20 protein-coding genes are annotated in these 24,852 nt (G+C 73.9%); 12 read left to right on the top strand and 8 right to left on the bottom strand.

Going from position 1 to position 24,852, the window contains the following annotated elements:
* The first annotated feature begins 597 nt into the window (after positions 1-597).
* Positions 598-2,418, top strand: a complete 1,821-nt coding sequence (locus tag KMS84_RS13250; RefSeq protein WP_438818928.1) for an SWIM zinc finger family protein — start codon at positions 598-600, stop codon at positions 2,416-2,418.
* A 134-nt stretch (positions 2,419-2,552) separates the two neighbouring features.
* Here KMS84_RS13250 and KMS84_RS13245 read toward each other — a convergent pair whose 3' ends face one another.
* From KMS84_RS13245 to KMS84_RS13230, 4 genes are all read right to left on the bottom strand, one after another.
* Positions 2,553-4,916, bottom strand: coding sequence for an ABC transporter permease (locus KMS84_RS13245; RefSeq protein ID WP_256916385.1), 2,364 nt, complete (start codon positions 4,914-4,916; stop codon positions 2,553-2,555).
* Complete coding sequence (locus KMS84_RS13240; RefSeq protein WP_256916384.1) at positions 4,913-5,605, bottom strand: ABC transporter ATP-binding protein; 693 nt, start codon at positions 5,603-5,605, stop codon at positions 4,913-4,915. Before KMS84_RS13240 ends, KMS84_RS13245 begins: the two co-directional genes overlap by 4 nt.
* Complete coding sequence (locus KMS84_RS13235; RefSeq protein ID WP_256916383.1) at positions 5,602-5,907, bottom strand: hypothetical protein; 306 nt, start codon at positions 5,905-5,907, stop codon at positions 5,602-5,604. The genes KMS84_RS13240 and KMS84_RS13235 overlap by 4 nt, the downstream gene beginning before the upstream one ends.
* A gap of 150 nt (positions 5,908-6,057) precedes the next feature.
* On the bottom strand, positions 6,058-6,927 hold the full coding sequence (locus KMS84_RS13230; RefSeq protein WP_438818926.1) for a helix-turn-helix transcriptional regulator: 870 nt from the start codon (positions 6,925-6,927) through the stop codon (positions 6,058-6,060).
* 77 nt (positions 6,928-7,004) lie between these two features.
* Here KMS84_RS13230 and KMS84_RS13225 point away from each other — a divergent pair, with 77 nt between their 5' ends.
* The 6 genes from KMS84_RS13225 (at position 7,005) to KMS84_RS13200 (ending at position 12,345) form a co-directional block, all read left to right on the top strand.
* Positions 7,005-7,760: an SDR family oxidoreductase gene (locus tag KMS84_RS13225; protein WP_256916381.1), complete on the top strand. Its 756-nt coding sequence runs from the start codon at positions 7,005-7,007 to the stop codon at positions 7,758-7,760.
* A 413-nt stretch (positions 7,761-8,173) separates the two neighbouring features.
* Positions 8,174-9,502: a bifunctional 3-oxoadipate enol-lactonase/4-carboxymuconolactone decarboxylase PcaDC gene (gene pcaDC, locus KMS84_RS13220; RefSeq protein ID WP_256916380.1), complete on the top strand. Its 1,329-nt coding sequence runs from the start codon at positions 8,174-8,176 to the stop codon at positions 9,500-9,502.
* Positions 9,503-9,535: 33 nt separating this feature from the next.
* Positions 9,536-10,171: an MBL fold metallo-hydrolase gene (locus KMS84_RS13215; protein ID WP_256916379.1), complete on the top strand. Its 636-nt coding sequence runs from the start codon at positions 9,536-9,538 to the stop codon at positions 10,169-10,171.
* Between the two features lie 30 nt (positions 10,172-10,201).
* Positions 10,202-10,981: an exodeoxyribonuclease III gene (locus tag KMS84_RS13210; RefSeq protein ID WP_256916378.1), complete on the top strand. Its 780-nt coding sequence runs from the start codon at positions 10,202-10,204 to the stop codon at positions 10,979-10,981.
* A 66-nt stretch (positions 10,982-11,047) separates the two neighbouring features.
* Positions 11,048-11,467 (top strand): DUF6278 family protein, encoded by a 420-nt coding sequence (locus tag KMS84_RS13205; protein WP_256916377.1) that lies wholly within the window; start codon positions 11,048-11,050, stop codon positions 11,465-11,467.
* A gap of 134 nt (positions 11,468-11,601) precedes the next feature.
* The gene (locus KMS84_RS13200; RefSeq protein WP_256916376.1) at positions 11,602-12,345 is read left to right on the top strand and encodes an amino acid ABC transporter ATP-binding protein; all 744 of its coding nucleotides are present in this window, start codon (positions 11,602-11,604) and stop codon (positions 12,343-12,345) included.
* Between the two features lie 51 nt (positions 12,346-12,396).
* On the opposite strand, the gene KMS84_RS13195 is transcribed toward KMS84_RS13200, so the two are convergent.
* Together KMS84_RS13195 and KMS84_RS13190 are read right to left on the bottom strand one after the other, a co-directional pair.
* Entirely contained in the window at positions 12,397-13,965 is a 1,569-nt protein-coding gene (locus tag KMS84_RS13195) for a CocE/NonD family hydrolase (RefSeq protein WP_256916375.1), read from the bottom strand.
* A gap of 79 nt (positions 13,966-14,044) precedes the next feature.
* A complete protein-coding gene (locus tag KMS84_RS13190) occupies positions 14,045-14,791 on the bottom strand; it encodes a hypothetical protein (protein WP_256916374.1) in 747 nt (248 codons plus the stop codon).
* Between the two features lie 142 nt (positions 14,792-14,933).
* Between KMS84_RS13190 and ggt the strand changes: the two genes are divergently transcribed.
* Positions 14,934-16,760 (top strand): gamma-glutamyltransferase, encoded by a 1,827-nt coding sequence (gene ggt / locus KMS84_RS13185; RefSeq protein WP_256916373.1) that lies wholly within the window; start codon positions 14,934-14,936, stop codon positions 16,758-16,760.
* Positions 16,761-16,763: 3 nt separating this feature from the next.
* Here ggt and KMS84_RS13180 read toward each other — a convergent pair whose 3' ends face one another.
* Together KMS84_RS13180 and map are read right to left on the bottom strand one after the other, a co-directional pair.
* Positions 16,764-19,325 (bottom strand): ATP-dependent Clp protease ATP-binding subunit, encoded by a 2,562-nt coding sequence (locus tag KMS84_RS13180; protein WP_256916400.1) that lies wholly within the window; start codon positions 19,323-19,325, stop codon positions 16,764-16,766.
* A gap of 421 nt (positions 19,326-19,746) precedes the next feature.
* The gene (gene map, locus KMS84_RS13175; protein WP_256916372.1) at positions 19,747-20,517 is read right to left on the bottom strand and encodes a type I methionyl aminopeptidase; all 771 of its coding nucleotides are present in this window, start codon (positions 20,515-20,517) and stop codon (positions 19,747-19,749) included.
* 32 nt (positions 20,518-20,549) lie between these two features.
* On the opposite strand from map, the gene KMS84_RS13170 reads away from it, so the two are divergent.
* The 4 genes from KMS84_RS13170 (at position 20,550) to KMS84_RS13155 (ending at position 24,826) form a co-directional block, all read left to right on the top strand.
* Complete coding sequence (locus KMS84_RS13170; protein WP_256916371.1) at positions 20,550-20,801, top strand: helix-turn-helix domain-containing protein; 252 nt, start codon at positions 20,550-20,552, stop codon at positions 20,799-20,801.
* Between the two features lie 220 nt (positions 20,802-21,021).
* Positions 21,022-22,500, top strand: a complete 1,479-nt coding sequence (locus KMS84_RS13165) for a hypothetical protein (protein WP_256916370.1) — start codon at positions 21,022-21,024, stop codon at positions 22,498-22,500.
* Positions 22,501-22,703: 203 nt separating this feature from the next.
* Positions 22,704-23,546 (top strand): nitrilase-related carbon-nitrogen hydrolase, encoded by an 843-nt coding sequence (locus KMS84_RS13160; protein ID WP_256916369.1) that lies wholly within the window; start codon positions 22,704-22,706, stop codon positions 23,544-23,546.
* Entirely contained in the window at positions 23,543-24,826 is a 1,284-nt protein-coding gene (locus tag KMS84_RS13155) for an aspartate aminotransferase family protein (RefSeq protein ID WP_256916368.1), read from the top strand. Before KMS84_RS13160 ends, KMS84_RS13155 begins: the two co-directional genes overlap by 4 nt.
* The last annotated feature ends 26 nt before the right edge of the window (positions 24,827-24,852 follow it).

Below are 24,852 nucleotides of genomic sequence, written 5' to 3'. Positions count from 1 at the left end.
GTCAAGGCGAGCCCCGCCGCCGCGGTCCGCGCGGCCCTGCGACGCACCGCGGGCACCCCTTCGACGCCGGCCGTGCCGACCGAACCGGCCGGCTCCTCGGCCGCGCAGGGCTCCTCCGCCGACGGCGACCCCGATGCCGGGCCTCCCGCCGCCGCCTCGGCGTACACCTCGCCGCCGCTCACCGCGCCGGGCGCGGGCGACCCGCCCACCGCGTCCACGGCGTCCACGGCGTCCACCTCGTTCCACCCGAGCGTCCCGGCGGGGCCGCGCCCCGGGGACGTCGCCCGGGAGGCTCTGCGGGCGGCCCGCGCGCGGGCCCGGCAGGGTTCGCCTGAGGCGTCGGAGACGCCGGAGACGCCGTGGACGCGGGATGTGACGGAGACGCGGGACGCCGCCGGGGCGGCGGAGGCGGCGGAGAGGGGGGATCGGGCCGGGCGCGGGCGCGCGAGCGAGCGCGACTCTTCCCGGACCCGTCCCGGGCAGCGGTCCCGCCCCGAGCCCCGAATGCCGGGAGAACGGCCCCAGGGCCGCACCCCCGATCCGGTGGCCGGTGAACGCGCGCGAGCGGTGCGGGACCTGCTCGCGGGCGCGTTCCGTATGCCGCCGGACGAACCCACCGACGAACCGTCCGACGAATGGACCGACCAGTCGATCGACCCGCCGACCGACCGATCGGCGGACCCATCGGCAGCCCAACCCACCGACGAGCCGACCGGCCCCGACACCGACGCGAGCCCTGGGGCCGGGCCCGGCCGTGCGCCGAGCCCGGCGAGCACGCGGGACACCGCGCCTGGGGCCCCCGCCCGGTCCGCGCTTTCGTGGAGGTCCGCAGCCCCCGCGCCCGCCCGGCCGGCGGAACCGCACGCACCGTCCGCGGCCTCGGAGTCGCACGTCACCGATCCGGGCGGGCCGTCACGGCCTGGGCCTTCGCCGACCACGGTCGGCGCAAAGACCGAGGGCGCGCATTCCGCGCCGTCGCCGACCGCGAGGCCCTCCGGCTCGCACCCCGATGCGGCCCCGAACCCGCCCTCCGGCTCGCACTCCGAGGACCCGCCGACTCGGTCCTCCTCGACTCCGCCCTCGGCGACCGCGCCCCCGACGAGCACGCCCCCGACGGGCGTCGGGGGAAGCGCGCCGGGCCGCGCGCCTCGCTCGATGGCCGCCCCGTCACGGGACGGCGATCACCGCCGCACCTTCCCGCCGTTCCCGCCCCGCACCGGCGGCTCCTTCGCCGAGACCTGGTGGGGCAACGCGTGGGTCGCCGCGCTCGAAGAGGGCGCCCTGGACGCCAAGCGGCTGGTCCGCGGGCGCGGTTACGCCGAGCAGGGGAACGTGGACGCGATCACGGTCACCCCGGGGCTGGTGCTGGGGTACGTGCAGGGCAGCCGTCCCCGCCCCTACCGGGTGCAGGTCCGGCTGCGCACCTTGGGAGGCGACGCCTGGGAGCGCTTCCTGGACGCCGCCGTCGAGCGCCCCGGACACATCGCGGCGCTGCTCGACAAGGAGATGCCCGAGTCCCTCGCCGACTGCGGGGTGCCGCTCCTGCCCGGCCCCGGCGACCTCGAACCGCAGTGCAGCTGCCCCGACCGCGGTCACCCCTGCAAGCACGCGGCCGCCCTCTGCTACCAGACGGCGCGTCTGCTCGACGCGGATCCCTTCGTGCTGCTCCTGCTGCGCGGCCGGGGGGAACGCGAGGTGCTCGACGCGTTGTCCCGCCGCAACGCCGTCCGTGCGGCGCGCGCCGCACAGGAGCAGGACCGGCAGCCGGAGCCCCTGGAGGGCGTCAGGGCGGCGCAGGCGCTGGCCGAGCGCCGGCTGCCGCCCCTGCCCGACCCGCTGCCCCCGCCGGCGCACCCCGAGCAGCCCCCGGCCTACCCGTCCGCCCCGAACGGCCCTGACGCCTTCGCGCTGGACCACCTCGCGACGGACGCGGCGGCGCGGGCGCACGCCCTGCTGACCACCGGCCGAGACGAGATCGGGGGGCTGACCCTCTGGCAGGACGCCGTACGGCTCGCCGCGTCGCGTCCCGGTTCCGGGCTCACGGCCGCGACCCGCTCGCTCTACGCCTCCCTCGCCTCCGCCGCGGGCCGCACTCCCGCCGAGCTGGCGCGCGCGGTGGCCGCCTGGCGGCAGGGCGGGCCGGACGGGCTGACGGTCCTGGAGGAGTCCTGGGACCCGCCGGCCGGCCGCTTCGACCGGGCCCGCCCCCTGCTCCTCGCCGCCGACCTCCCCGCCTTCCGCCCGCGCCGCAACCACCTCACGCACCCGCGCGGCCACGTCCAGCTGCGCTACGGACAGGACGGGCTGTGGTACGCGTACGAGTCGGAACCGGGCCACGACGACTGGTGGCCCAGAGGCACCCCCGACTCCGACCCGGTCGGCGCGCTCACGGGCCTCGGCGGCCCGGACGAGCTCTGACCCGCCGTACCGGCCCGCCCGCGTGGCGGGCCGAGCCGGTACACGGGCGGGCAGCTCCCTCACCCGTCACGACGGGCAGCTCCCTCATCCGTCACGCGGCGGGCTGTTCCGTGGTCGGTCTGCGGCGGGGGGGGCTATTCCGTGCGCAGGCCTTCCGGCCGCATCATCCGCAGCAGCGGCGGCAGGCTGAGCAGGGTCACCACGGCGACCACCGCCGCGCCCACCCCGGTCATGGTCAGGACGCTCGACCAGTCCATGGCCACCGGTGTGCGGGTCATCTTCAGCAGCACCGAGCCGAGGGTGACACCCACCGTCGCCGCCAGGACTAGGCCGAGTCCTACCGGGAGGGCCGTCTGCCACAGCACCGACAGGCTCAGTGTGCGGCGCCGGGTGCCGAAGGCGACCAGCGCGGAGAGCAGCTTCCTGCGCTCACGCAGCTGCTCCAGCTGGGAGACCAGCAGGCTCGCGCCGATCAGCGCCAGCACGAAGGCGGAGCCGACGAACAGGCCGGTGCGGATGGAGGCGTACTTGGCGTCCTCCTCGGTCGCCGACCAGCCGTAGGTGTGGGCCAGGGGGTCGATGCGGGCGACGACGTTGCGCACGTACTCCCGTGACGCGGGCACCGACGGGTCCAGACGCAGGTAGACCCCGGCCGAGTACAGCGCGGGCGCGGCCGCGGCGGGCAGGGCGGCGGGGGTGACGAGCAGGCTGTTGGAGTCGCCCAGGGAGTCCTTGCGCGCGTCGACCACCCGCACGTTCGCCGGGACGGTCCACGGCGTCTCCAGGCCGCGTTCGGTGGAGTCGCCGAACGAGGGGTCGATGTAGAGCCGTCGGCCGGGCTTCACGACGGCGATCTCGGCGCTGTTGTCGGGGTCGGTGTAGCCGCTCCTCGTGCGCGTGACGAACACGTCGCCGTCCTTGCAGGAGGGCAGCGCGGCGAGTTCCCGCAGGGCGGTGCAGTCGCCCACCGTCAGACCGTTGGTGTTCTCGGGGTCGCGGCGGGAGTCGCCGTACTGCGAGATGGCCAGGGCCACCGCGGCTCGGACCCCCTTGGTTCCGGAGAAGGCGCGCTCGACGCCGGACAGCGGCTTGCGGTCGCTGAAGTCGACCTGCATCTGGACCCGATCGGGGTCCTGGCCGGTGGCCTTGACGTACTGGCTCTGCGTTCCCGTGAACAGCATCTGAAGGGCGATGGCCCCGGCCACGGCGACGGCGATGCCGTTGACCATGCGCGCGGCGGTTCCGCTGCTCAGTTGCAGCCGTCGCACGGCGAGCTGCCAGGACAGCGCGCCCCTGCCGAGGCGGACGACGACCGCTTCCACGACCCAGGGGAGCAGTGCGGTGATCCCGACCAGCAGCAGCAGGACGCCGCCGATGACGAGGTACTTGTTGAAGTCGCCGTTCTCGCGGCCCTTGCCGACCAGTGGGTAGAGCATCGCGAGGCCGGCCAGCGGCGGCAGCAGCCGCCACCACAGTCGGCGGGGCCGCTGCCTGGTCGCGCGCACGACGCCGAGCGGTTCCACCACCACGCCGCGCATCGCGAGCAGGGTGACGAGGACGGCGGCGACCGGGACCGCCACCGCGACCAGCGCGGCCAGCACGGGGGAGGGGTCGAGGTAGCTGGGCCAGACGCTCACGCCCAGCACCTCGGTGGAGCCCAGCGTCTGACGGCCGAGGAGGAAGAAGCCGGCGCCGACGACCAGGCCGAGCAGGGCGCCGGCGAGCGCCTCGCCGGCCGCGATCCGCCGGGTCATGCGGCTGTCCGAGCCGACCAGGCGCAGCGCGGCCAGCCGACGGTCGCGGCGCTCGCCGCCGAAGCGGACGGCCGCGGCGATGAACACGGCGACCGGGGTCAGCAGCACCACGAACACGACCAGGATCATGAGGAGCAGCACCGGGTCGCTCTTCTCCGACTCCGTGCCCGAGGAGTCCGGCCTGCCGTAGCGGGTCAGCCGGTGCACCGGGGAGGCGTCCGTGGTCCTCAGCCCCGAGGCGCCCGCGTAGTAGGCCAGTTCGTGGGAGCCGATGAGCCCGCTCTCGCCGATCGTGCCGGTGATCCGGTAGGGCAGCCGTTGCCTCAGCAGTTCGGCGCCGTCCGAGGCGAGCAGGTCCTCGAGCGCGGGGGAGACGACCATCTCGCCCTTGCCCGGGAAGGCCGCGACCCCCGGGGGCAGGGGCGCCCGGGCGCCTTCGGGTTCGACGAGCCGGCCGCGGATGTCGTCGTCGTACCAGGAGGTGTCGGTGTCGGCGATCAGGAACGTGCCGTCTCCCTTGGGAGGGGCTTTGTCGGAGGACACGAACGTGTTGTCGAAGCGGGCCTCCTCCACCCTGCCCCGGGCGGCGAACACGTTGGGCAGGGCGGTGCACAGCAGGAGCAGGGCCACGCCGATGCCGACGCCGACGCCGGTGAGCGTCATGCGGATCCAGCCCTCGCGTCCGCCGGTGACGGCGAACCGGGCCCCCATGACCAGATCCCTGGCCCACTGGCGGACGTTCATATGGCGCGCTCCATGTCCCGGGACTTGCCGTCGCGGACGACGATCTCACGGTCGGCGAAGGAGGCCACCCGGGTCTCGTGGGTGACGAGGACGACGGCGGCGTCGGCCGAGCGGGCCGCTTCGGTGAGCAGCTCCATCACCCGGTCGCCGTTGGCGGAGTCGAGTGCTCCGGTGGGTTCGTCGGCGAACAGCAGCCGCGGTCCGGTGACCAGCGCGCGGGCCACGGCGACGCGCTGCCCCTGGCCTCCGGAGACCTCGCCGGGCCGCTTCCTGCCGAGGTCGTCGACCTCCAGTCGCTTCATCCACTCCAGGGCGGTGCGCTCGGCCTGCTTGCGCGGGGCGCCGTCGAGCCGCAGCGGAAGGGCGACGTTCTCCACGCAGGTCAGTTCGGGCACGAGCTGGCCGAACTGGAACACGAAGCCGAACTCCGAGCGGCGCAGCGCGCTGCGCCGGGCGTCGCTCATCGTGGCGAGGTCGCGGCCGTCGTACATGATCGAGCCGGAGTCGGGCGGCACGATGCCGGCGAGGCAGTGCAGCAGCGTCGACTTCCCGGAGCCGGACGGGCCCATGACGGCGACGACCTCGCCGGGGCGGATGGAGAAGTGGGCGCCGTCGAGGGCCGTGGTCGGGCCGTAGGCCTTGCGCAGGTCCTCGGCGACGAGCAGGGAGCCGGGGGGAGGAGTCGTCATCGGGTCACGGCCTCACGGAGTCGGTCGGGTCGGGCGGCGGTCGGTCCGGGGCGGCGCGGGCCGACCTCCGGGGGGCACGGGGCGTGGTCGCGGATCAGCCGATCCGCCAGGACGCCGCCACGTCTGCGGTGGGTGAAGGTCCGCGTGCGGCGCGGGTGCTTGTCGGCAGTGCGGACCTCGTCGAGAGGACCCGGCCGCGGCGCGGCGGCCCGGTCGGACGTCTCGGCGGTGGCCCGCTCCACGTCGCGGCCGTGGTGCGGGCCGGCGTCGAGGGGCCCTGAAAGGGTGTGACCGATGGACATGCCGCGTACTCTACACACGGTGTATACACGGTGTGTATACACGGGCGGGTCCAGGTCGTGCCGCCGCGTGCGACCGCGCAGGTGAGGAGGCCGGCGACCGGCAGCATCACGGTTCGGAAACCGGCCGGCTCAGCGGCCGGACACGCCGGTTCAGGGTGTCGGTTCGGAGATCTGCTGGGTGCCCAGGACGGAGAGGAGGTCGAGGGCGCCGGCGCTGTCCGTGCCGACGGCGGGGGTGAACCAGAGCAGCCGCTGCCGGCCGTCCTCGCTGAACAGGTTGAGGCAGTCGACCTCGATCAGGCCGAGGACCGGGTGGACGAGGCGCTTGCGGTCGTTGCGACGGAAGGCGACGTCATGGTCGGCCCACAGGGCGGCGAACTCCGGGGAGGCGGCGAGCAGCGAGTCGATCATCGCGCCCGCCTCGGTGTCCTTGGCGTGCCGTCGGGCGGCGGCCGCCCGCAGGTCGGCGACGAAGGCGCGGGACTGGCCCTCGTGGTCGGCTTCCGGATACAGGCGCCGGGCGTCGGGCTCGGTGAACCACCGGTGGACGAAGCTGGCTCGGGGCCCCCGGAACCCTGATTGGTCCCCGAGCAGCGCCACCGCCGGCGGGTTCTGCACGAGGGTGACGTGCAGGTCGGTGATGACCTGCGCGGGTGTCGACGTCAGACGGGAGAGCAGGTCGAGCATGCCGGGGTGGACATGTGAGGCCGCCGACCCGGGCACGGGCACCGGGCGGTCCGCCAGGCGGTAGAGGTAGTCGCGCTCGTCGGCGGTCAGCCGCAGCGCTCTCGCCAGCGCGGCGATCATCTGCTCGGAGGGCTGGGACCCGGCGCCGCGTTCGAGTTCGTTGTAGTAGTCCACGGAGGCTCCGGCGAGCTGCGCGACCTCGTCCCGGCGCAGTCCGGGCACCCGGCGCCGGGGGCCGGACGGCAGCCCCACGTCGGCGGGACGGATACGGGCCCGCCGTGAGCGCAGGAAGGCCCCCAGCTCGGTGTACTTCGCAGCTCCCATGTCTGTCATTGTGCGTCCGGGCGGGCTGCCGACCCAGGGGACGGCATCCCCTGGTTCCGCGGGCCGCACCCGCGCATCGTGGAGGCATGACCATCAATTCCCACGCTCCGGCGGACGCGCGCGTCGCCGTCGTCACCGGCGGATCGCGCGGCATCGGCCGGGCGGTCTCCCGCAGGCTCGCCCAGGACGGCCTGGCCGTCGTGGTGAACTACGCCCGTGACGCGGCCTCCGCCGAGGAGACGGTGGCGGCGATCACCGCGGACGGCGCGAGAGCGATCGCCGTCCGGGCGGACGTCGCGGACGAGGAGGAGGTCGCCGCGCTGTTCGACCGGGCGCAGGCGGAGTTCGGCGGCGTGGACGTCGTGGTGAACTCGGCCGGCCGGATGGCGCTCGCGCCCGTCGCGGACCTCGACCTGGCCGTCCTCGACGCCGTGCACCGCACCAACGTCCGCGGCGCCTTCGTCGTCGCCCGGCAGGCCGCCCGGCGGCTGCGCGCGGGCGGTTCGTTCGTCGGCTTCTCGACGTCCGTGGTCGGCGCCCTGTTCCCCGGCTACGCCGTTTACGCGGCGAGCAAGGCGGCCGTCGAGGCGATGACGCTGATCCTCGCCCGCGAGCTGCGCGGACGGGACGTCACCGTCAACACCGTCGCCCCCGGTCCCACGGCCACGGACCTGTTCCTCGAGGGCAAGACGCCCGAGCAGATCGAGCGGCTCGCCCGGACGCCGCCCCTGGAACGGCTGGGCACCCCCGAGGACATCGCCGAGGTGGTCGCGTTCCTCGCCAGCGCGGCCGGGCACTGGGTGAACGGCCAGGTCCTGCGCGCCAACGGGGGCATGGTGTGACGCGGCGGCCGCACGCCGCGGTGGACGCGGGGCCGGCCACCCGCCTCCCCTCGGACGGCGGGCCGGCCGGCACGGCCCCCGACGTGCGGTGCGTCAATGCCGGTCACGAGCAGGCGGGAGTCGACCCGTCGCCGGTCCGCCCGGGCCAGGTTGAGCACCGGTTCGGACGAAGCCGTCCGGCAGTGATCGAGTCGCACCGTCGCGCCGGGATCGGTGGCACGGTGGCGCGGTGCCGTCCCGAAGGGGGGTCCGGCTCGTGGGATCCGCGAGGCGCCCGGGGAGGGCAACACCCGCCGCGACGAGGTCCGTTGTGCGCGCCGCCGTGCCGTGCGCGCGGTCTTCGGCCTGGTCAGGAGGGTGGGCGTCGATCCCCCGTTGCCATCGCGGCCGTGACACGTGAGAGGGTCTGGGGTGTGAGTGAGACACCGTCGAACACCCTGCAATACCGCTTTGACGGGCCAGAAGAGGCTCCCGTCCTGATCCTGGGTCCCTCTCTGGGCACCACGTGGCACATGTGGGACCGCCAGGTTCCCGAACTGACCCAGCAGTGGCGGGTGTTCCGCTTCGACCTGCCGGGCCACGGCGGCGCCCCGGCCCACCCGGCGGGTTCGGTCGCCGATCTCGCCGCGCGGCTGCTCGCCACACTCGACGGGCTCGGGGTGCAGCGCTTCGGCTACGCGGGCTGCGCGTTCGGCGGCGCGGTGGGCGTGGAGCTGGCCCTGCGCCATCCCGAACGCGTCGCCTCCCTCGCGCTGATCGCGGCCTCGCCGCGGTTCGGCACGGCCGACGAGTTCCGTCAGCGGGGCGTGATCGTGCGCACCAACGGCCTCGACCCCATCGCCCGCACCTCGCCCGACCGTTGGTTCACCAGCGGCTTCGCGGCCGCGCAGCCCGCCATCACGGAGTGGGCCGTGCAGATGGTGCGCACCACCGACCCCGGCTGCTACATCGCGGCCTGCGAGGCGCTGGCGGCGTTCGACGTGCGGGCGGAGATCGGTCTCGTCGGCGCGCCGACCCTGGTCCTCGTCGGTTCCGACGACCAGGTCACCGGGCCCGCCGAGGCGCGCACCCTGGTGGCCGGCATCCCGGACGCCCGCCTCGCCGTCGTGCCCGGAGCCTCGCACCTGGTCCCGGTGGAGCAGCCGGCGGCCGTCACCGACCTGCTGGTCCGGCACTTCTCCACCGCCTGGCAGCCCGCCTACGACTCCGGCACCGGGCAGACGGCGATCCCCGGCATCCCCGTCCGAGTGCTGCCGAACCCGCCGCAGCAGTCCCCGCAGACGCAGCAGCCTCTCCAGCCGCAGGCCATCGCGGAGATCGCCCCGGCGCCGGCCCCGCACCCCTCGCGGGCCCCTGGCCGCCCGGACCCGTACGACGCGGGTCTGAAGGTGCGCCGCGAGGTCCTCGGCGACGCCCATGTCGACCGGGCGCTGGCCGAGGCCGACGACTTCTCGGGCGACTTCCAGGAGTTCGCCACCCGCTACGCCTGGGGCGAGATCTGGGACCGTCCCGGCCTCGACCGGCGTTCGCGCTCCTGCGTCACGCTCACCGCGCTGGTCGCGGGCGGCCATCTGGAGGAGCTCGCCTCCCACACGCGGGCCGCGCTGCGCAACGGTCTCACCCCGGACGAGATCAAGGAGGTCCTGCTCCAGGCTGCCGTGTACTGCGGGATGCCCGCGGCGAACAGCGCGTTCCGGGTGGCGCAGCAGGTCATCCGGGAGGAGACGACGCCCACCGAGTGACGGGCGGCCGCGGCCCGGGGGCAGGATGGAGTCATGAAGCTCACCAAGAAGTCGCACGCCTGCGTCCGCCTCGAGAAGGACGGGCGCACCCTCGTCCTCGATCCGGGCGCGTTCAGCGAGCAGGACGCGGCCCTCGGCGCCGAGGCGATCCTGGTCACGCACGAGCACCTCGACCACTTCGACGAGGAGCGGCTGCGGACCGCTCTGGAGACCGACCGGGCCGTCGAGGTCTGGACGCTGGACTCCGTCGCGCGGAAGATCTCCGCCGCCTTCCCCGGCCGCGTGCACACCGTCGGACACGGCGACACGTTCACGGCCGCCGGGTTCGACGTCCAGGTCCACGGCGAGCTGCACGCCGTGATCCACCCGGACATCCCGCGCGTGACCAACGTCGGCTATCTCGTCGACGGCGGCCGCGTCTTCCACCCCGGCGACGCGCTGACGGTCCCCGACCGGCCGGTCGAGACGCTGATGCTGCCGGTCATGGCCCCCTGGAGCAAGATCTCCGAGGTCATCGACTACGTGCGCGAGGTGAAGCCGCAGCGCGCCTACGACATCCACGACGCCATGCTCACCGACCTCGCCCGCCCGATCTACGACAACCAGATCGGGGCCCTCGGCGGCGCGGAGCACCTGCGGCTGGCCCCGGGGGAGAGCACGGCCCTGTGAGTGTCGGTGGGGCCCGGTAGGTTGTGAGGCATGCGCATCGCGACCTGGAACGTGAACTCGATCACCGCCCGCCTGCCGAGGCTCCTGGCCTGGCTGGAGAGCAGCGGCACCGACGTGCTGTGCCTCCAGGAGGCCAAGGTCGCCGAGGCGCAGTTCCCGTTCGACCAGCTGCGTGAACTGGGCTACGAGGCCGCGGTGCACGCCACGGGCCGGTGGAACGGCGTGGCGGTGATCTCCCGGGTGGGCGTCGAGGACGTCGTCAAGGGGCTGCCGGGCGATCCCGGGTTCGACGGGGCGCCGGAGCCCCGGGCGATCTCGGCGACCTGCGGTCCGGTCCGCGTCTGGTCGGTCTACGTGCCCAACGGCCGCGAGGTCGACCACCCGCACTACGCCTACAAGCTGCGGTGGTTCGAGGCGCTCAGGGCCGCCGTCGCGGGGGACGCGGCGGGCAGCCGCCCCTTCGCGGTGCTGGGCGACTACAACGTGGCCCCGACCGACGACGACGTCTTCGACGTGGCGGCCTTCGAGGGCGCCACCCATGTCACGCCGGCCGAGCGGGCGGCGCTGGCGTCGCTGCGGGAGGCCGGCCTGTCGGACGTCGTCCCGCGCCCGCTGAAGTACGACCACCCGTTCACCTACTGGGACTACCGCCAGCTCTGCTTCCCCAAGAACCGCGGCATGCGCATCGACCTGGTGTACGGCAACGAGCCGTTCGCCAAGGCCGTCGGGGACGCCTACGTGGACCGTGAGGAGCGCAAGGGCAAGGGCGCCTCGGACCACGCCCCGGTCGTGGTGGACCTGGACGTCTAGGCGCCGGGGCGGCCCGGGCCCGCGCGCCTGTGGTGCGCACGCCCGGGCCGGTGTCACTCTGGGCTTATGAACATCCCTTTCCTGGGCAACAAGAGCAAGGAGCACCGGGCGGCCGTGCTGGCCGAGGACCCCGAGGGGATCGCCGAACTCCTCTCCGAATGCGAGGTGTTGCGCTCGCACGCGGCCCGGGAGGGAATCGGACTCGACGACAGCGCCGACTCGTTGGAGGAGCTCGACCAGCTCCCGCCGCGCTGGCGCGAGGACGAGGAGAACCTGCCCTGGTTCGGCCACGACGCGGGGCTCTATCTGGGGACGGTCGTCGTGCGCACGGTGCCCGGCGCCGCCTGGGTGATCACGCCCGGCGGGGAGGCGGTCGTCCGGCTGGCGTCCGGGCGCGAGATCGACGTCGTCGCGGCGGGCTTCGAGTGGGCGGCGACCGGAACGCCGGAACTCTCCCAGCTGTACGCCGAGGTGGCCGAGCACTGAGCGCTGTGCGGAACGACTTCATGACTGCGGTAAATACGGCTAATGGCCGCAAAATGCGTGTCGCTTCTTCACCTCGTCCTTATGTGGTTAGTTTGCGGCGACCACGACACAGCTGAGAGTGAGTAGGGCTGCGCATGGCCGTCGATCCGCTGATCGAGCTGCGTGACGTCAACAAGTACTTCGGGGAGCTGCATGTCCTGCACGACGTCTCCCTCACCGTCGGCAGGGGGGAGGTGGTCGTGGTGATCGGCCCGTCGGGGTCGGGGAAGTCGACGCTGTGCCGTGCGATCAACCGGCTGGAGCCGATCGCGTCCGGCACCATCACCCTCGACGGACGGCCGCTGCCCGAGGAGGGCAGGAGCCTGGCCGAGCTGCGTTCCGAGGTCGGCATGGTCTTCCAGTCGTTCAACCTCTTCGCCCACAAGACGGTCCTGCAGAACGTCTCGCTCGGGCAGGTGAAGGTCCGCCGGCGCACGAAGGAGGAGGCCGGCCGGCGCTCGCGTGAACTGCTCGACCGGGTGGGCCTCGCCGATCAGGCCGACAAGTACCCCGCCCAGCTCTCCGGGGGCCAGCAGCAACGCGTGGCCATCGCCCGCGCCCTCGCCATGGACCCCAAAGCCCTGCTCTTCGACGAGCCCACCTCCGCCCTCGACCCGGAGATGATCAACGAGGTGCTGGAGGTGATGCGGCAACTGGCCCGCGACGGCATGACCATGGTCGTCGTCACGCACGAGATGGGCTTCGCGCGCTCCGCCGCCAACCGGGTGCTCTTTATGGCCGACGGTCGCATCGTCGAGGACCGCACCCCCGAGGAGTTCTTCACCGACCCGCGCAGCGACCGCGCCAAGGACTTCCTCTCCAAGATCCTCAAGCACTGAACCCGGACGACGGCGGCCACGGGGCGCGCCCGCCCCGGCAGCGGCCGGAGATCACTGCTCGTGCAGCGGGACCGACACGTACGACGGGTCGTTCGCCGGCGAGGAGAAGGTCAGCCGCGCGCCGGACGGGTTGTGCTCCTTGTAGAGCGGGTCGACCGTGTCGACGACCAGCGCGAGCCGGTGCCCCGCCGGGACGTCGTAGGCCGTGGAGAACATCTCCAGGTCGAGACCGAACGGACGGCCGGGTGTGCGCCCGTGGAAGGTGTACGGCGCGTTGTCGACCAGCTTGCCGAGGCCGAGCGGCCCCACGTCGTACAGATAGGCGACGAGGGTGCCGCTCTCCTCGGTCGGGGTGACCGTGGTGTGCACCGTCGCCGCACCCCGCACCCGTTGGACCGTGGCGTACTTCGGCGACTGCCACACCGCGGCCCACCGGCGCGGGAGCAGGGGGATCGAGGCGACCGGGGGCAGCCGGGCGACCTGGTCGAGGATGCTGGAGAGGAACACGATCCCGCCGTCCGCGCCGGAGTCGACGTTCGTGTGGAGGGTGGTCTCGCCGGCGAGGGCGATCTTGCTGCGCGTCGCGCCCACCGACTTCCAGTCCGGATACCCCTCGTACCCGCCTCCCGTACGCGACGTGAGCCGGACGGGCGCCTCGCGGTCGACGCCGTTGTCCTCGCCCTTGAGGTAGTGGTCGAACCAGCGCTCGGTGTCGCTCCACACGTCGTTGGGCAGGCCGAACAGGCCGGTGATCTCGGCGGTCGCGTGGTCGCCGGGACGGAACTCCAGCCGCTTCGGGCCGGTCAGCTGCTCGTAGAAGGCGGCGGACTGCGCGGGCGGGAAGATGGTGTCGCCCCAGGAGCCGGCCAGCAGCACCGCCGCGCCGTTGCGGTTGAGCTGGTCCGCGTAGGTTGCGGGGGAACGTTTCTTCCCCCAGGCGACGAGGTCCTTCTCCTTCGTCAGGTCGCCGGCGTAGAAGGCCGAGAAGACCTCCCGGGACTCGGCGCTCTGCCGTCCGGTGACCGTGCCGGCGGTGTCGAGCACGGCGGCGGCCTGGAGGTGCTGGGTGCGCCCCGAGTAGATGGAGTCGATGAGGTCGCCCCAGCCGCTCAGCGAGGCGACGGCCCGCACGCGCGGGTCGTGGGCGGCTGCCAGCAGGCTGATCCCGGCGCCGTAGGAGACGCCCGCCATCCCGATGTGCCGGGCGTCGGCGGGGGTGTGGGCGAGGGCCCAGTCGACGACCTTGGAGGCGTCGGCCACGTCGCGCGGGCCCGCCACGTCGATCTCGCCGCCGGACTGCCAGAAGCCCCGCACGTTGTAACTGAGCACCACGTAACCCGAGTCGGCCAGCCGCTGCGCCTGGGCGAGGTACTCGACCTGCGGGAAGCCCCAGCTCGTCGGCAGCACGACGAGCGGGTAGCGGCGGGCGCCGTCGGCCCCGGCGGGGGTGACCACGTTCGCCTTGAGGACGGTGCCGCCGTCCCCGGGGATGTCGACGAAGCGCACGCCGTTCGCGGCGGCGTGGGCCGCGGGGGCCAGCCCCAGGACCCCGCCGGCGATCAGGGTGGCGGAGACGGCGCCCGCGGCGGTCGTGCGCAGAGCCCTGCGGTGCTGTCCCACGCTTCACTCCTCAACTTCCCGCGTCACAAAGTGACCCGACGGTAACCTCAATGGCGACCGCGGGTAACCCGTCGGTAAGTTACGTGGCGGTAACAGTTGTCGGCTCGGGCAGCGGAGCCTGCGCCTGCCGCGTCACGTCGGCGACGAGCTCGACGACGTCGGGGCCGTACGCCTGGGAGTTGACGACCTTCAGCAGCAGGACGAAGGAGCTGTTGCCGTACTTGCGCGCCAGCCGCTCGTGGTGGCGGGCGAGATAGCGCGTGGCCGCCTGGTTGGTGATCGCGCGCTGCCCGCAGAACAGGAACACCGGGCGCTCTCCCTGTCGCTGACCCATCGTCAGTCGCGCCAGCAGCACGTACTCGGTGACACCCGCGTCGACCCGGTAGTCCTCGCCGCCGATCTGGAACGCGCCGCGGTCCGGGCCGGGCTCGGCGTCCGCGTTCACCCGGACGCCCGGCAGCAGGGAGGAGAGGTGCGCCGCCATGCGGCGGTTGGAGGAAGGCCCTCCGACGCAGAACTCCGTGCGGTCCCCGAAGCCCTGGCGGGCCGTGTCGTGACCGACGACCTGGGCGTGGGCGTTGCAGTCCTTGATGAGCGCGGAGAGCTCCAGCAGCGCGAACACGTCGTTGCGCATCACCGACAGCTCGGCGCCGCCCGCCTCCCGGTTCACCACGAGCAGCGACTCGGAGTTGTCCGGCAGCCCGAAGAACGCCTGCTTGCGCCGCAGTCTCCGCCTCCAGAGATAGGTCCGGGCCAGCCAGCCGAGCGCGGCACTGACACCCGCGGCCACCACGCCCAGGACGATGTTGCGCACGTCGTCGTTCATGGGCGCGCATGCTAGCGGGCGAGCGGGCCCCAGGCGTACCCGTGTTCGAGGTGTGGCAGTCGTATGACAGTGCCTTGAAGGAGTCTGTCCGGGCTCCGCGAATGTGGTTACGCTGCGCGGACGGTTCGGACTGGAGGTACGGATGCGTCGCCCTGTCGCGCGGAAACTGTCGGTCCTGGCGGTCTCGGCCGCCGTCGTCGCGGTGGGGGCCGCGGCGCCGCCCAGCGCCGCGCCACCCGCCGCCGGAGGGACGGCCGTCGGCAAGACGCCCGTCGCCGTCGGCTACGGCGGCGCCGTGGCCAGTGTCGACGCGGACGCCACGGCGGCCGGCATCGAGGTGCTGAGGAAGGGCGGCAACGCCGTCGACGCGGCCGTCGCGACCGCGGCGGCCCTCGGCGTCACCGAGCCCTACTCCTCCGGCATCGGCGGGGGCGGCTACTTCGTCTACTACGACGCCCGGTCGCGGACGGTGCACACCGTCGACGGCCGCGAGACCGCCCCGCTGACCGCGGACTCCGGACTCTTCCTGGAGAACGGCAAGCCGCTCGCCTTCGCCGACGCCGTCACCAGCGGCCTCGGCGTCGGCACCCCGGGGACGCCCGCCACCTGGGCGACGGCGCTGAAGAGGTGGGGCACCGAACGGCTCGGCACGCTCCTGCGGCCCGCCGAGCGCCTCGCCCGCGACGGGTTCACCGTCGACGACACCTTCCGCTCCCAGACCGCCGCCAACGAGACCCGCTTCCGCGCCTTCCCGGACACGGCGAAGCTGTTCCTGCCCGGCGGCCGGCTGCCCGCCGTCGGCTCCACGTTCAAGAACCCCGATCTCGCCCGCACCTACAAGGAGTTGGGCGACAGGGGCGTCGACGCGATCTACCGCGGCGACCTCGGCGAGGACATCGTCTCCACGGTGAACCACCCGCCCGTGGACCCGGCCTCGGGCTGGAACGCCCGGCCCGGCCGGCTCTCCGCGAAGGACCTCGCCGCCTACCGCGCCAAGCTCCAGGCCCCCACGAGGACCGCCTACCGCGGCCTCGGCGTCTACTCCATCGCGCCCTCGTCGTCGGGCGGCACCACGGTCGGCGAGGCGCTCAACATCCTGGAGCGCACGAACCTGGCGAAGGCGAGCGAGACGCAGTACCTGCACCGCTACATCGAGGCCAGCCGCGTCGCGTTCGCCGACCGGGGGCGCTGGGTCGGCGACCCCGCCTTCGAGGACGTCCCCACCCGGCAGCTGCTGTCGCAGAAGTACGCCGACTCGCGCGCCTGCCTCATCAGGGACGACGCGGTGCTCGCCAGCCCGCTCGCGCCCGGAGACCCGCGCCACCCGGCCGCCTGCGGCGCCGGCGGCACCGCGGCGCCCACGACCTACGAGGGTGAGAACACCACGCACCTCACCGTCGCCGACAAGTGGGGCGACGTCGTCTCCTACACGCTCACCATCGAGCAGACCGGCGGCAGCGGCATCACGGTGCCCGGCCGCGGCTTCCTGCTCAACAACGAGCTGACGGACTTCTCCTTCGCCCCGGCCAACCCGGCCGTCCACGACCCCAACCTGCCCGGTCCGGGAAAGCGCCCGCGTTCGTCGATCTCGCCGACCATCGTGCTCGACCGGCACGACAGGCCGGTCGTGGCGCTCGGTTCGCCCGGCGGCGCGACCATCATCACCACCGTGCTACAGACCCTGACCGAGTTCCTCGACCGCGGGCTGCCGCTCGTCGACGCGATCGCCGCGCCCCGCGCCAGCCAGCGCAACGCGGCCCAGACGGAACTGGAGCCCGCCCTCTACGGCGACACCAGCCCCGCCGGAGTGCGGGCCCGCCTGGAGGCCCTCGGGCACTCCTTCAAGCTCAACCCCGAGATCGGCGCCGCCACGGGCGTGCAGCGGCTGCCGAACGGCAAGTGGCTGGCCGCGGCCGAGACCGTACGGCGCGGCGGCGGTTCGGCCCAGGTGGTCCGCCCGGCGCGGTAGCCCTCACAGTTCGGCGGTGGGGACGGGCGGCTGCGTGCGGAACGCCAGCCGCCCGTCCGCCACGTCCACCGTGATCCGGTCGCCCTGCGCGACCCGGCCGTCCAGCAGGAGCCGGGAGAGCCGGTTGTCGACCTCGCGCTGGATCGTGCGGCGCAACGGCCGCGCCCCGTACTCGGGTTGGTAGCCGTGCTCGGCGAGCCAGTCGACGGCGGCGGCGGTGAACTCGACCGTGAGGCCCTGCGCCCGCACCAGTTGGCGGGTCTTCTCCAGCAACAGGTCGGTGATCCGCCGCAGCTGATCGCTCGTCAGTTGACGGAAGACGACGATCTCGTCGATCCGGTTCAGGAACTCCGGCCGGAAGTGCTCGCGCAGCGGCCGCAGGATCCGCTCGCGCCGCGCCTCCTCGTCGGCGTCCGCGCCGCCCGGGCCGAAGCCGATGCCCGCTCCCCGCCGCGTGATCGCCTCCGAGCCCAGGTTGCTGGTCATCACGATGACCGTGTTGGTGAAGTCCACCGTGCGGCCCTGGGAGTCGGTGAGGCGGCCGTCGTCGAGGACCTGGAGCAGGATGTTGAAGACGTCCGGGTGGGCCTTCTCCACCTCGTCCAGCAGGAGCAGCGAGTACGGGTGGCGCCGGACGACCTCCGTGAGCTGTCCGGCCTCCTCGTGGCCGACGTAGCCGGGCGGGGCGCCCACCAGACGGCTGACGGTGTGCCGTTCCTGGTACTCGCTCATGTCGAGGCGCACCATGCGCTCCTCGCTGCCGAACAGGGACTCGGCGAGCGCGCGGGCCAGTTCTGTCTTGCCGACGCCGGTCGGGCCGAGGAACAGGAAGCTGCCGATCGGCCGGTCCGGGCTCGCGAGCCCGGCGCGCGAGCGCAGCACCGCGTCCGCGACGACCCGCACGGCCTCCTCCTGGCCGACCACCCGCTCGTGCAGGTGGTCCTCCAGACCGAGCAGCCGGTCCTTCTCCTCCTGGGTCAGGCTCGCGACGGGGATGCCGGTCTGCCGGGACACGACCTCGGCGATCGCCTCCGCGGTGACCTCCAGGTCCCGGCCCTCGTCGACCGTGACCTCGCCGCTCGCCCGCTCGACGCGCTCCTTCAGCTCCACGATGCGGTCGCGCAGCCGGGTCGCCTCCTCGTACTGCTCGTCCGCGACGGCCTGGTCCTTGTCCCGGGCGAGCTGCTCGACCTCGCGCTCCATGGCCCGCACGTCGGTGCCCTTCGTGCGGGCGCCGAGCCGGACCCGGGCGCCCGCCTGGTCGATCAGGTCGATGGCCTTGTCGGGGAGCCGGCGGTCGGTGAGGTAGCGGTCGGAGAGCCCCACCGCCGCCTCCAGCGCGCCGTCGGTGTAGCGGACCTGGTGGTGCGCCTCGTACCGGTCGCGCAGCCCGCGCAGGATCTCCAGGGTGTCCGCGACCGACGGCTCGGGCACGAGGATCGGCTGGAAGCGCCGGGAGAGCGCCGCGTCCTTCTCGATGCGCCGGTATTCCTCGAGCGTCGTCGCGCCCACGATGTGCAGCTCGCCGCGGGCCAGCGCCGGCTTGAGGATGTTGCCGGCGTCCATCGAGCCGCTCTCACCGCCCCCGCCCGCGCCGACGACCGTGTGCAGCTCGTCGATGAAGACGATCAGCCGGTCGGAGTGCGCGCGGATCTCGTCGACGATGGTGTTCAGCCGCTCCTCGAAGTCGCCGCGGAAACGGGTGCCCGCCACCACGCCGGTGAGGTCCAGGGCGACCACCCGCCGGGCGAGCAGGACGTCGGGCACGTCCCCTTCCGCGATCCGCTGGGCCAGCCCCTCCACGATGGCGGTCTTGCCGACGCCGGCGTCGCCGATCAGCACCGGGTTGTTCTTGCCGCGCCGGGAGAGGACCTCGATGGTCTGCTCGATCTCGTCGTCCCGGCCGATCACCGGGTCGATCCGGCCCTGACCGGCCAGTTCGGTGAGGTCGCGCCCGTACTTGTCCAGGGTGGGGGTGCCCGTAGCCTGCTGGCGGTCCGCGGCACGGGCGGCGGGCGTCGAGGTGTCCGGGGGCTCGGGCGGCATGCCCGTCGAGGCGAACCGGGCCGCGTTGAGGATGTGCCCGGCGGCGGAGTCGGGGTTGGAGGCCAGCGCGCTGAGCACGTGCTCGGGCCCGATGTGCCCCGAGCCCCGGGAACGGGCCAGGTCGTGCGCGTCCAGCAGGGCCCGTTTGGCGGCCGGGGTCAGCGCGAGCGAGGTGGGCGGGGGAGCCTCGCCCGGCGGGTGCTGGGCCGGGCCCGAGCGCTCGTCGATCTCCGTCGCCATCGAGTCGGGGTCGGCGCCGGCCCGGCTGAGCAGGGTGCGGGTCGGCTCCGCCGTCAGGGCCGCGCGCAGCAGGTGCTCGGTGTCCAGGTCCCTGCTGCCGTGCTCGGCGGCGTACTGGGCCGCGCCGCGCACGAGGTCTCTCGCCGGCTGGCTGAGGAGCCTGCCTATGTTGATCTGACGGGGGCCGGGGCGGGGCCCGCCGAAGAAGCGGGCAAGGAACTCGCCGTAGGGGTCTCCGTAGTCGCCGTAGCCCTCCGGGCCGGTGAAGCCGTTGGTCATGGCGTTCCGTTCCATGGACGTGCGATGCGGGTGCGGGGTGCCCTCGGCTGGGGCGGTCACACCCACCTTCGCACGCCCGCCCACGCCGGGCACGCGGGAAAGGAACCCCTGGCACGGCCCCGCCCGATCCCCCGCCCGACGGCCCGCGGCAGCATCCCCGGCGACTCGCCCCGGCCCTCGTCGGGGCCGCCCGCAGCCCGGCGGTCCGCCCCTGATCGGGGATTCGCTTCTGCCCCCCCGCACGGGGATCCGCCCCCTGCCCGGCGATCCGCCCCTGCACTCCCCGTCGGCGGCCTCGCCGGGACGCGGGAGCCTCGCCGGCGGGCGCGGGCGCGGGCTCGCGCTCCGCGTTTTTTCCGGGCTGTCGGCCTCCGGCGCCCGCCTCCTGTCGCCTCGCCCCGTCCCGTCGCGTCCCTGTCGTCTAGCCCCGCTGCGTCAGTACGCGCGGGCCGTTGTCGGTGACGGCCACCGTGTGTTCCGTGTGGGCGGCCCGCGAGCCGTCGTTGGTGCACAGGGTCCAGCCGTCGGGGGCGACGTGGTAGTCGTCGCCCCCGCCGGCGATCAGCATCGGCTCGATCGCGATGACCATGCCGTGGCGCAGCGGCAGGCCCCGGCCGGGCCGGCCCTCGTTCGGGATCGCCGGGTCCTCGTGCATGCGGCGGCCCACGCCGTGGCCCCCGAAGTCGTCCATGATCCCGTAGCCGGCCCCGCGGCAGACCGTGCCGACGGCGTGCGCGATGTCGCCGACGCGGTTGCCGACGACCGCCGCCGCGATGCCGGCGGCCAGGGCGCGCTCGGCGGTCTCGACGAGCCGGACGTCCTGCGGGCGGGCCCGGCCCACGACGAAGCTGATCGCGGAGTCGCCCACCCAGCCGTTCAGCGCGGCGCCGCAGTCGATCGAGACCAGGTCGCCGTCGCGCAACCGCCGGCCGGTGGGGACGCCGTGCACGATCGCGTCGTTCACGGACGCGCAGATCACCGCGGGGAAGGGCGTGGGCGCGAAGGACGGACGGTAGCCCAGGAAGGGCGACGACGCCCCCGCCTCCCGCAGCACGTCGTGCGCCACCTCGTCCAGCTCCAGCAGGGAGACGCCCACGTCGGCGGCCTCGCGCACGGCCGTCAGGGCTCGGGCGACGACCTGGCCCGCCTCGTACATGGCGTCGATCGATGGGTCCGTCTTCAGCTCTACCATGCCAATTACTATACCGGTATTAGAATGGTGTCATGGTGCGCACCCCCTTGACCCCCGAAGAGCGCGAACGCGGCGAGCGGCTCGGCCTGCTGCTGCGCGAAGCGCGCGGCGGCCGGAGCATGACCGAGATCGCGGCGAGCGCGGGCATCTCCGCCGAGACCCTCCGCAAGATCGAGACCGGACGGGCGCCGACCCCGGCGTTCTTCACGGTGGCCGCCCTGGCCCGGGTGCTCGACCTGTCCATGGACGAGCTGGCCGGACTGTGCGCCTTGGCCCCCGCCTGATCCCGGCCTCGTCTCCGGATCCCTCGCCCCGGCCGCCGTCCCACCCTCGCCCCGGCCGCCGCCCCGCCCTCGCGCGGGGGGATGTCCGGTGAGGTGCCGCTCGGCCGGGGCCGCGCGGTGACGCGGTCGCGTCCGCTTCGAAAACTCCCCGTAGCCCCGCTGTAACACGACTGGTGTTCGCTACGAAGCGGAGTGTTCCGGTCGGGGCGGGAGTTCGGCGATGACTGTGCATCAACTCCCGGGCGGGGTGCGGGAGTTCGTGAGCCATCTGAACGCGGTGCTGGCGCGCCTGGACCAGGGCGCCGGCTGGTGCGCGGTGTTCTGGCAGCGTGATCCCGACGGCATGCAGGCCTGCCTGGACGGACGCGAGGTGCCCCCCTGGGACGTGGTGGAGGCGCTCCTCCAGGACCTCGGCGCCGCCCACGGCTCCGAGACCGCCGCGCGGGAGACGCGACGGCTGCGGCCCCTGCACGCCGGCGCGCTCACCGCCCACGACGCCCGCCCCGGCGGCCGCGACGCCCTGGGGGACCGGCTCGACGTCATGCTCCGCGAGCAGCGCTACGCCGCCGACCGGCTCGCCGACCTCGGCCGCCGGCTCGCCTCCGTGGCCACCCGTGAACAGGCCGACGCGCTCCGCCTCGAGCTCGCCTGGGCCCACGACGACCACGAACGCGCCACCGCCCGGTGCGCCGAACTCCGCCACCGCATGGCACACCTGGACCGCCTCCCCGCGCCGTCCCCTCGCCCGGCCCCGCCGTCCGGCCCGGACACCCGTCCCGGCCCCGACACCCGTCCCGGCCACGGCGACGGGGCCGCGGTCAGGCCCGGTGTCCTGGGCGACGCCCCCCTCGATGCCGGCGACGTCACGACACCGCCCGGGGCCGGTGACGCCGCCTCGCGTCCAGCGGCCCGCGAGGTCGTCGCCGCACCCGACCCCGCGCCCAAGCAGCGCAAGCGACGTCGAGGCAGCGCCCGGTTCGCCGGCATGGCCGAGGACGACGCGACCCCTGTCGCCGCGCCGCCCGCCGCCGACCCCGCCGTGCCCGCGCCCGCCGCGCCCACGCGCCGCACCCCGCGCGGCGCCCGCTTCGCCGGAGCGACCGTCGAGCGAGGGGAGCGCGTCGAGCACGTGGAGCGCGACGCCGGGCCGCAGCGCGAGCCGCTGGACGCCGCCGCGCGGCGGGAGACCGTGGAGGCGGTGCGGCGCCTGGTGGGGCTGCGCGCCGAGGGCCGCAGCGGCGAGGCGCACGCGCTGCTGGTGGAGCTGGCCTGCTGGCCGGCCGCCAGGATCCCGTTGCTGGCGGCGGAGCTCCAGCGCGCCGGGCTCGCCGCCGACTGGACCACCCTGCTCTGGGAGGCGGCCTCCCTGCCGCCCGAGCGGCTCGTCGCCGCGGCCGACGCGCTGGTCGCGGTCGGGCGCGGTGGGGACGGCGAACAGATCCTGCGCCAGGGCGTCGCCCGCCCCGCCGCCGAGATCGGGCAGGCCGTCCTGGCCCTGGTCGGGGAGGGGCGGCGGCGGGAGGCCGGCGCCCTGCTCGACGCCTGTGTCCGGGTCCGCACCCCGGAGGAGGCCGCCCGCAGCGTCGCCCCGGATCCGCGGGCCCTCGTCCCGCTGCTGCTGCAAGCCGCCCGCACCGTGTCCGAGGAACGCCGCTGGGACCTGGTGCACGCACTCCGGGTGGCCGGATTCACCGCCTGAGCGGGGCGCGGCGCGCGCGGGACCGACGGGACCGGCGCTGGGCCGGACGCGTCGCGACTCACCCACAGGAGTGTGAAACGCGATCGACCCCGCGGGTTGACGACGATGGTCTTGGCAAGCTCGTCCAGGAGGCTTACGTTCGTCCCTCTACGACCATCGTCTACGGGCGTAGAGGCTCTGGCGTCCTGTCGAAGGAGCAGCTCATGGCCAACGTCGTACGTGCCGCACTGGTCCAGGCCACCTGGACCGGCGACACCGAGTCCATGGTGGCGAAACACGAGGCGCACGCCCGCGAGGCGGCCCGCCTGGGCGCGAAGATCATCGGGTTCCAGGAGGTCTTCAACGCTCCCTACTTCTGCCAGGTCCAGGAGCCGGAGCACTACCGCTGGGCCGAGCCGGTCCCCGACGGCCCGACCGTGCGGCGGATGCAGGACCTCGCGCGCGAGACCGGCATGGTCGTGGTCGTCCCGGTCTTCGAGGTCGAGCAGTCCGGCTTCTACTACAACACCGCCGCCGTGATCGACGCGGACGGCTCCTACCTCGGCAAGTACCGCAAGCACCACATCCCGCAGGTCAAGGGCTTCTGGGAGAAGTACTACTTCCGGCCGGGCAACGCGGGCTGGCCCGTCTTCGACACCGCCGTCGGCCGGGTCGGCGTGTACATCTGCTACGACCGGCACTTCCCGGAGGGGTGGCGGCAACTCGGCCTCCAGGGCGCACAGTTGGTGTACAACCCGTCCGCCACCCACCGCGGCCTGTCCGCCCACCTGTGGCAGCTGGAGCAGCCGGCGGCCGCCGTCGCCAACGAGTACTTCGTCGCCGCGATCAACCGGGTCGGCGTCGAGGAGTACGGGGACAACGACTTCTACGGCACCTCCTACTTCGTCGACCCGCGCGGCAAGTTCGTCGGCGACGTCGCGAGCGACAAGGAGGAGGAACTCGTCGTCCGCGACCTCGACTTCGACCTCGTCGAGGAGGTCCGCCGGCAGTGGGCCTTCTACCGGGACCGCCGCCCGGACGCCTACGAGGGGCTGGTGCGGCCGTGAGCGAACTCCACGACCGCCACCGCCTCGTCCTGCCCGACTGGCTCGCCCTCTACTACGAGGACCCGCTGGAGATCACCCACGGGGAGGGCCGGCACGTCTGGGACGCCGAGGGGAACAAGTACCTCGACTTCTTCGGCGGCATCCTCACCACGATGACCGCGCACGCGCTGCCCGAGGTCACCAAGGCGGTGAGCGAGCAGGCCGGGCGCATCGTCCACTCCTCCACGCTCTACCTCAACCGCCCCATGGTCGAGCTGGCCGAGCGGATCGCGCACGTCAGCGGCATCCCCGACGCCCGCGTCTTCTTCACCACCTCCGGCACCGAGGCCAACGACACGGCCCTGCTGCTCGCCACCACCCACCGGCGCAGCAACACCGTCCTGGCCATGCGCAACAGCTACCACGGGCGGTCCTTCAGCGCGGTCGGCATCACCGGCAACCGCGGCTGGTCGCCGACGTCGCTGTCCCCGTTGCAGACGCTGTACGTGCACGGCGGGGTACGCGGCCGCGGCCCGTTCGCCGACCTGGACGACGCGGCGTTCATCGACGCCTGCGTCGCCGACCTGAGGGACCTGCTGGGGCACACGCGCGCGCCCGCCGCCCTGATCGCCGAGCCCATCCAGGGAGTCGGCGGCTTCACCTCGCCGCCCGACGGCCTCTACGCGGCCTTCCGCGAGGTGCTGGACGAGCACGGGATCCTGTGGATCGCCGACGAGGTGCAGACCGGCTGGGGACGCACCGGGGAGCACTTCTGGGGCTGGCAGGCGCACGCCCGCAACGGCCCGCCGGACATCGTCACCTTCGCCAAGGGCATCGGCAACGGCATGTCCGTCGGCGGCGTCGTCGCCCGCTCCGAGATCATGAACTGCCTGGACGCCAACAGCATCTCCACCTTCGGCGGCACCCAGGTCACCATGGCCGCGGGCCTCGCGAACCTCTCCTACCTGCTGGAGCACGACCTCCAGGGCAACGCCCGGCGGGTCGGCGGCCTGCTCATCGAGCGGCTGCGGGCCGTCGCCGCCCAGGACCCGGGCGTGCGGGAGGTGCGCGGGCGCGGGCTGATGATCGGCATCGAGCTGACCCGCCCCGGCACCGGCCTGGCCGACCCCGGCCGCGCGGCCGCCGTCCTGGAGGCGGCCCGCGCCGAGGGCCTGCTGATCGGCAAGGGAGGCGGCCACGACACCAGCGCCCTGCGCATCGCCCCGCCGCTGTCCCTGACCGTGGCGGAGGCCGAGGAGGGCGCCGCGATCCTCGAACGCGCCCTGCGGAGCACGCAGTAGGGCAGGCCTGAGCACCTGAGCCGAGG

Origin of the sequence: Streptomyces hilarionis, assembly GCF_024539675.1 — a bacterium.
In the GTDB taxonomy this organism is placed as follows: Bacteria; Actinomycetota; Actinomycetes; order Streptomycetales; family Streptomycetaceae; genus Streptomyces; species Streptomyces hilarionis.
This window is presented reverse-complemented; position numbering and strand designations above follow the sequence as displayed.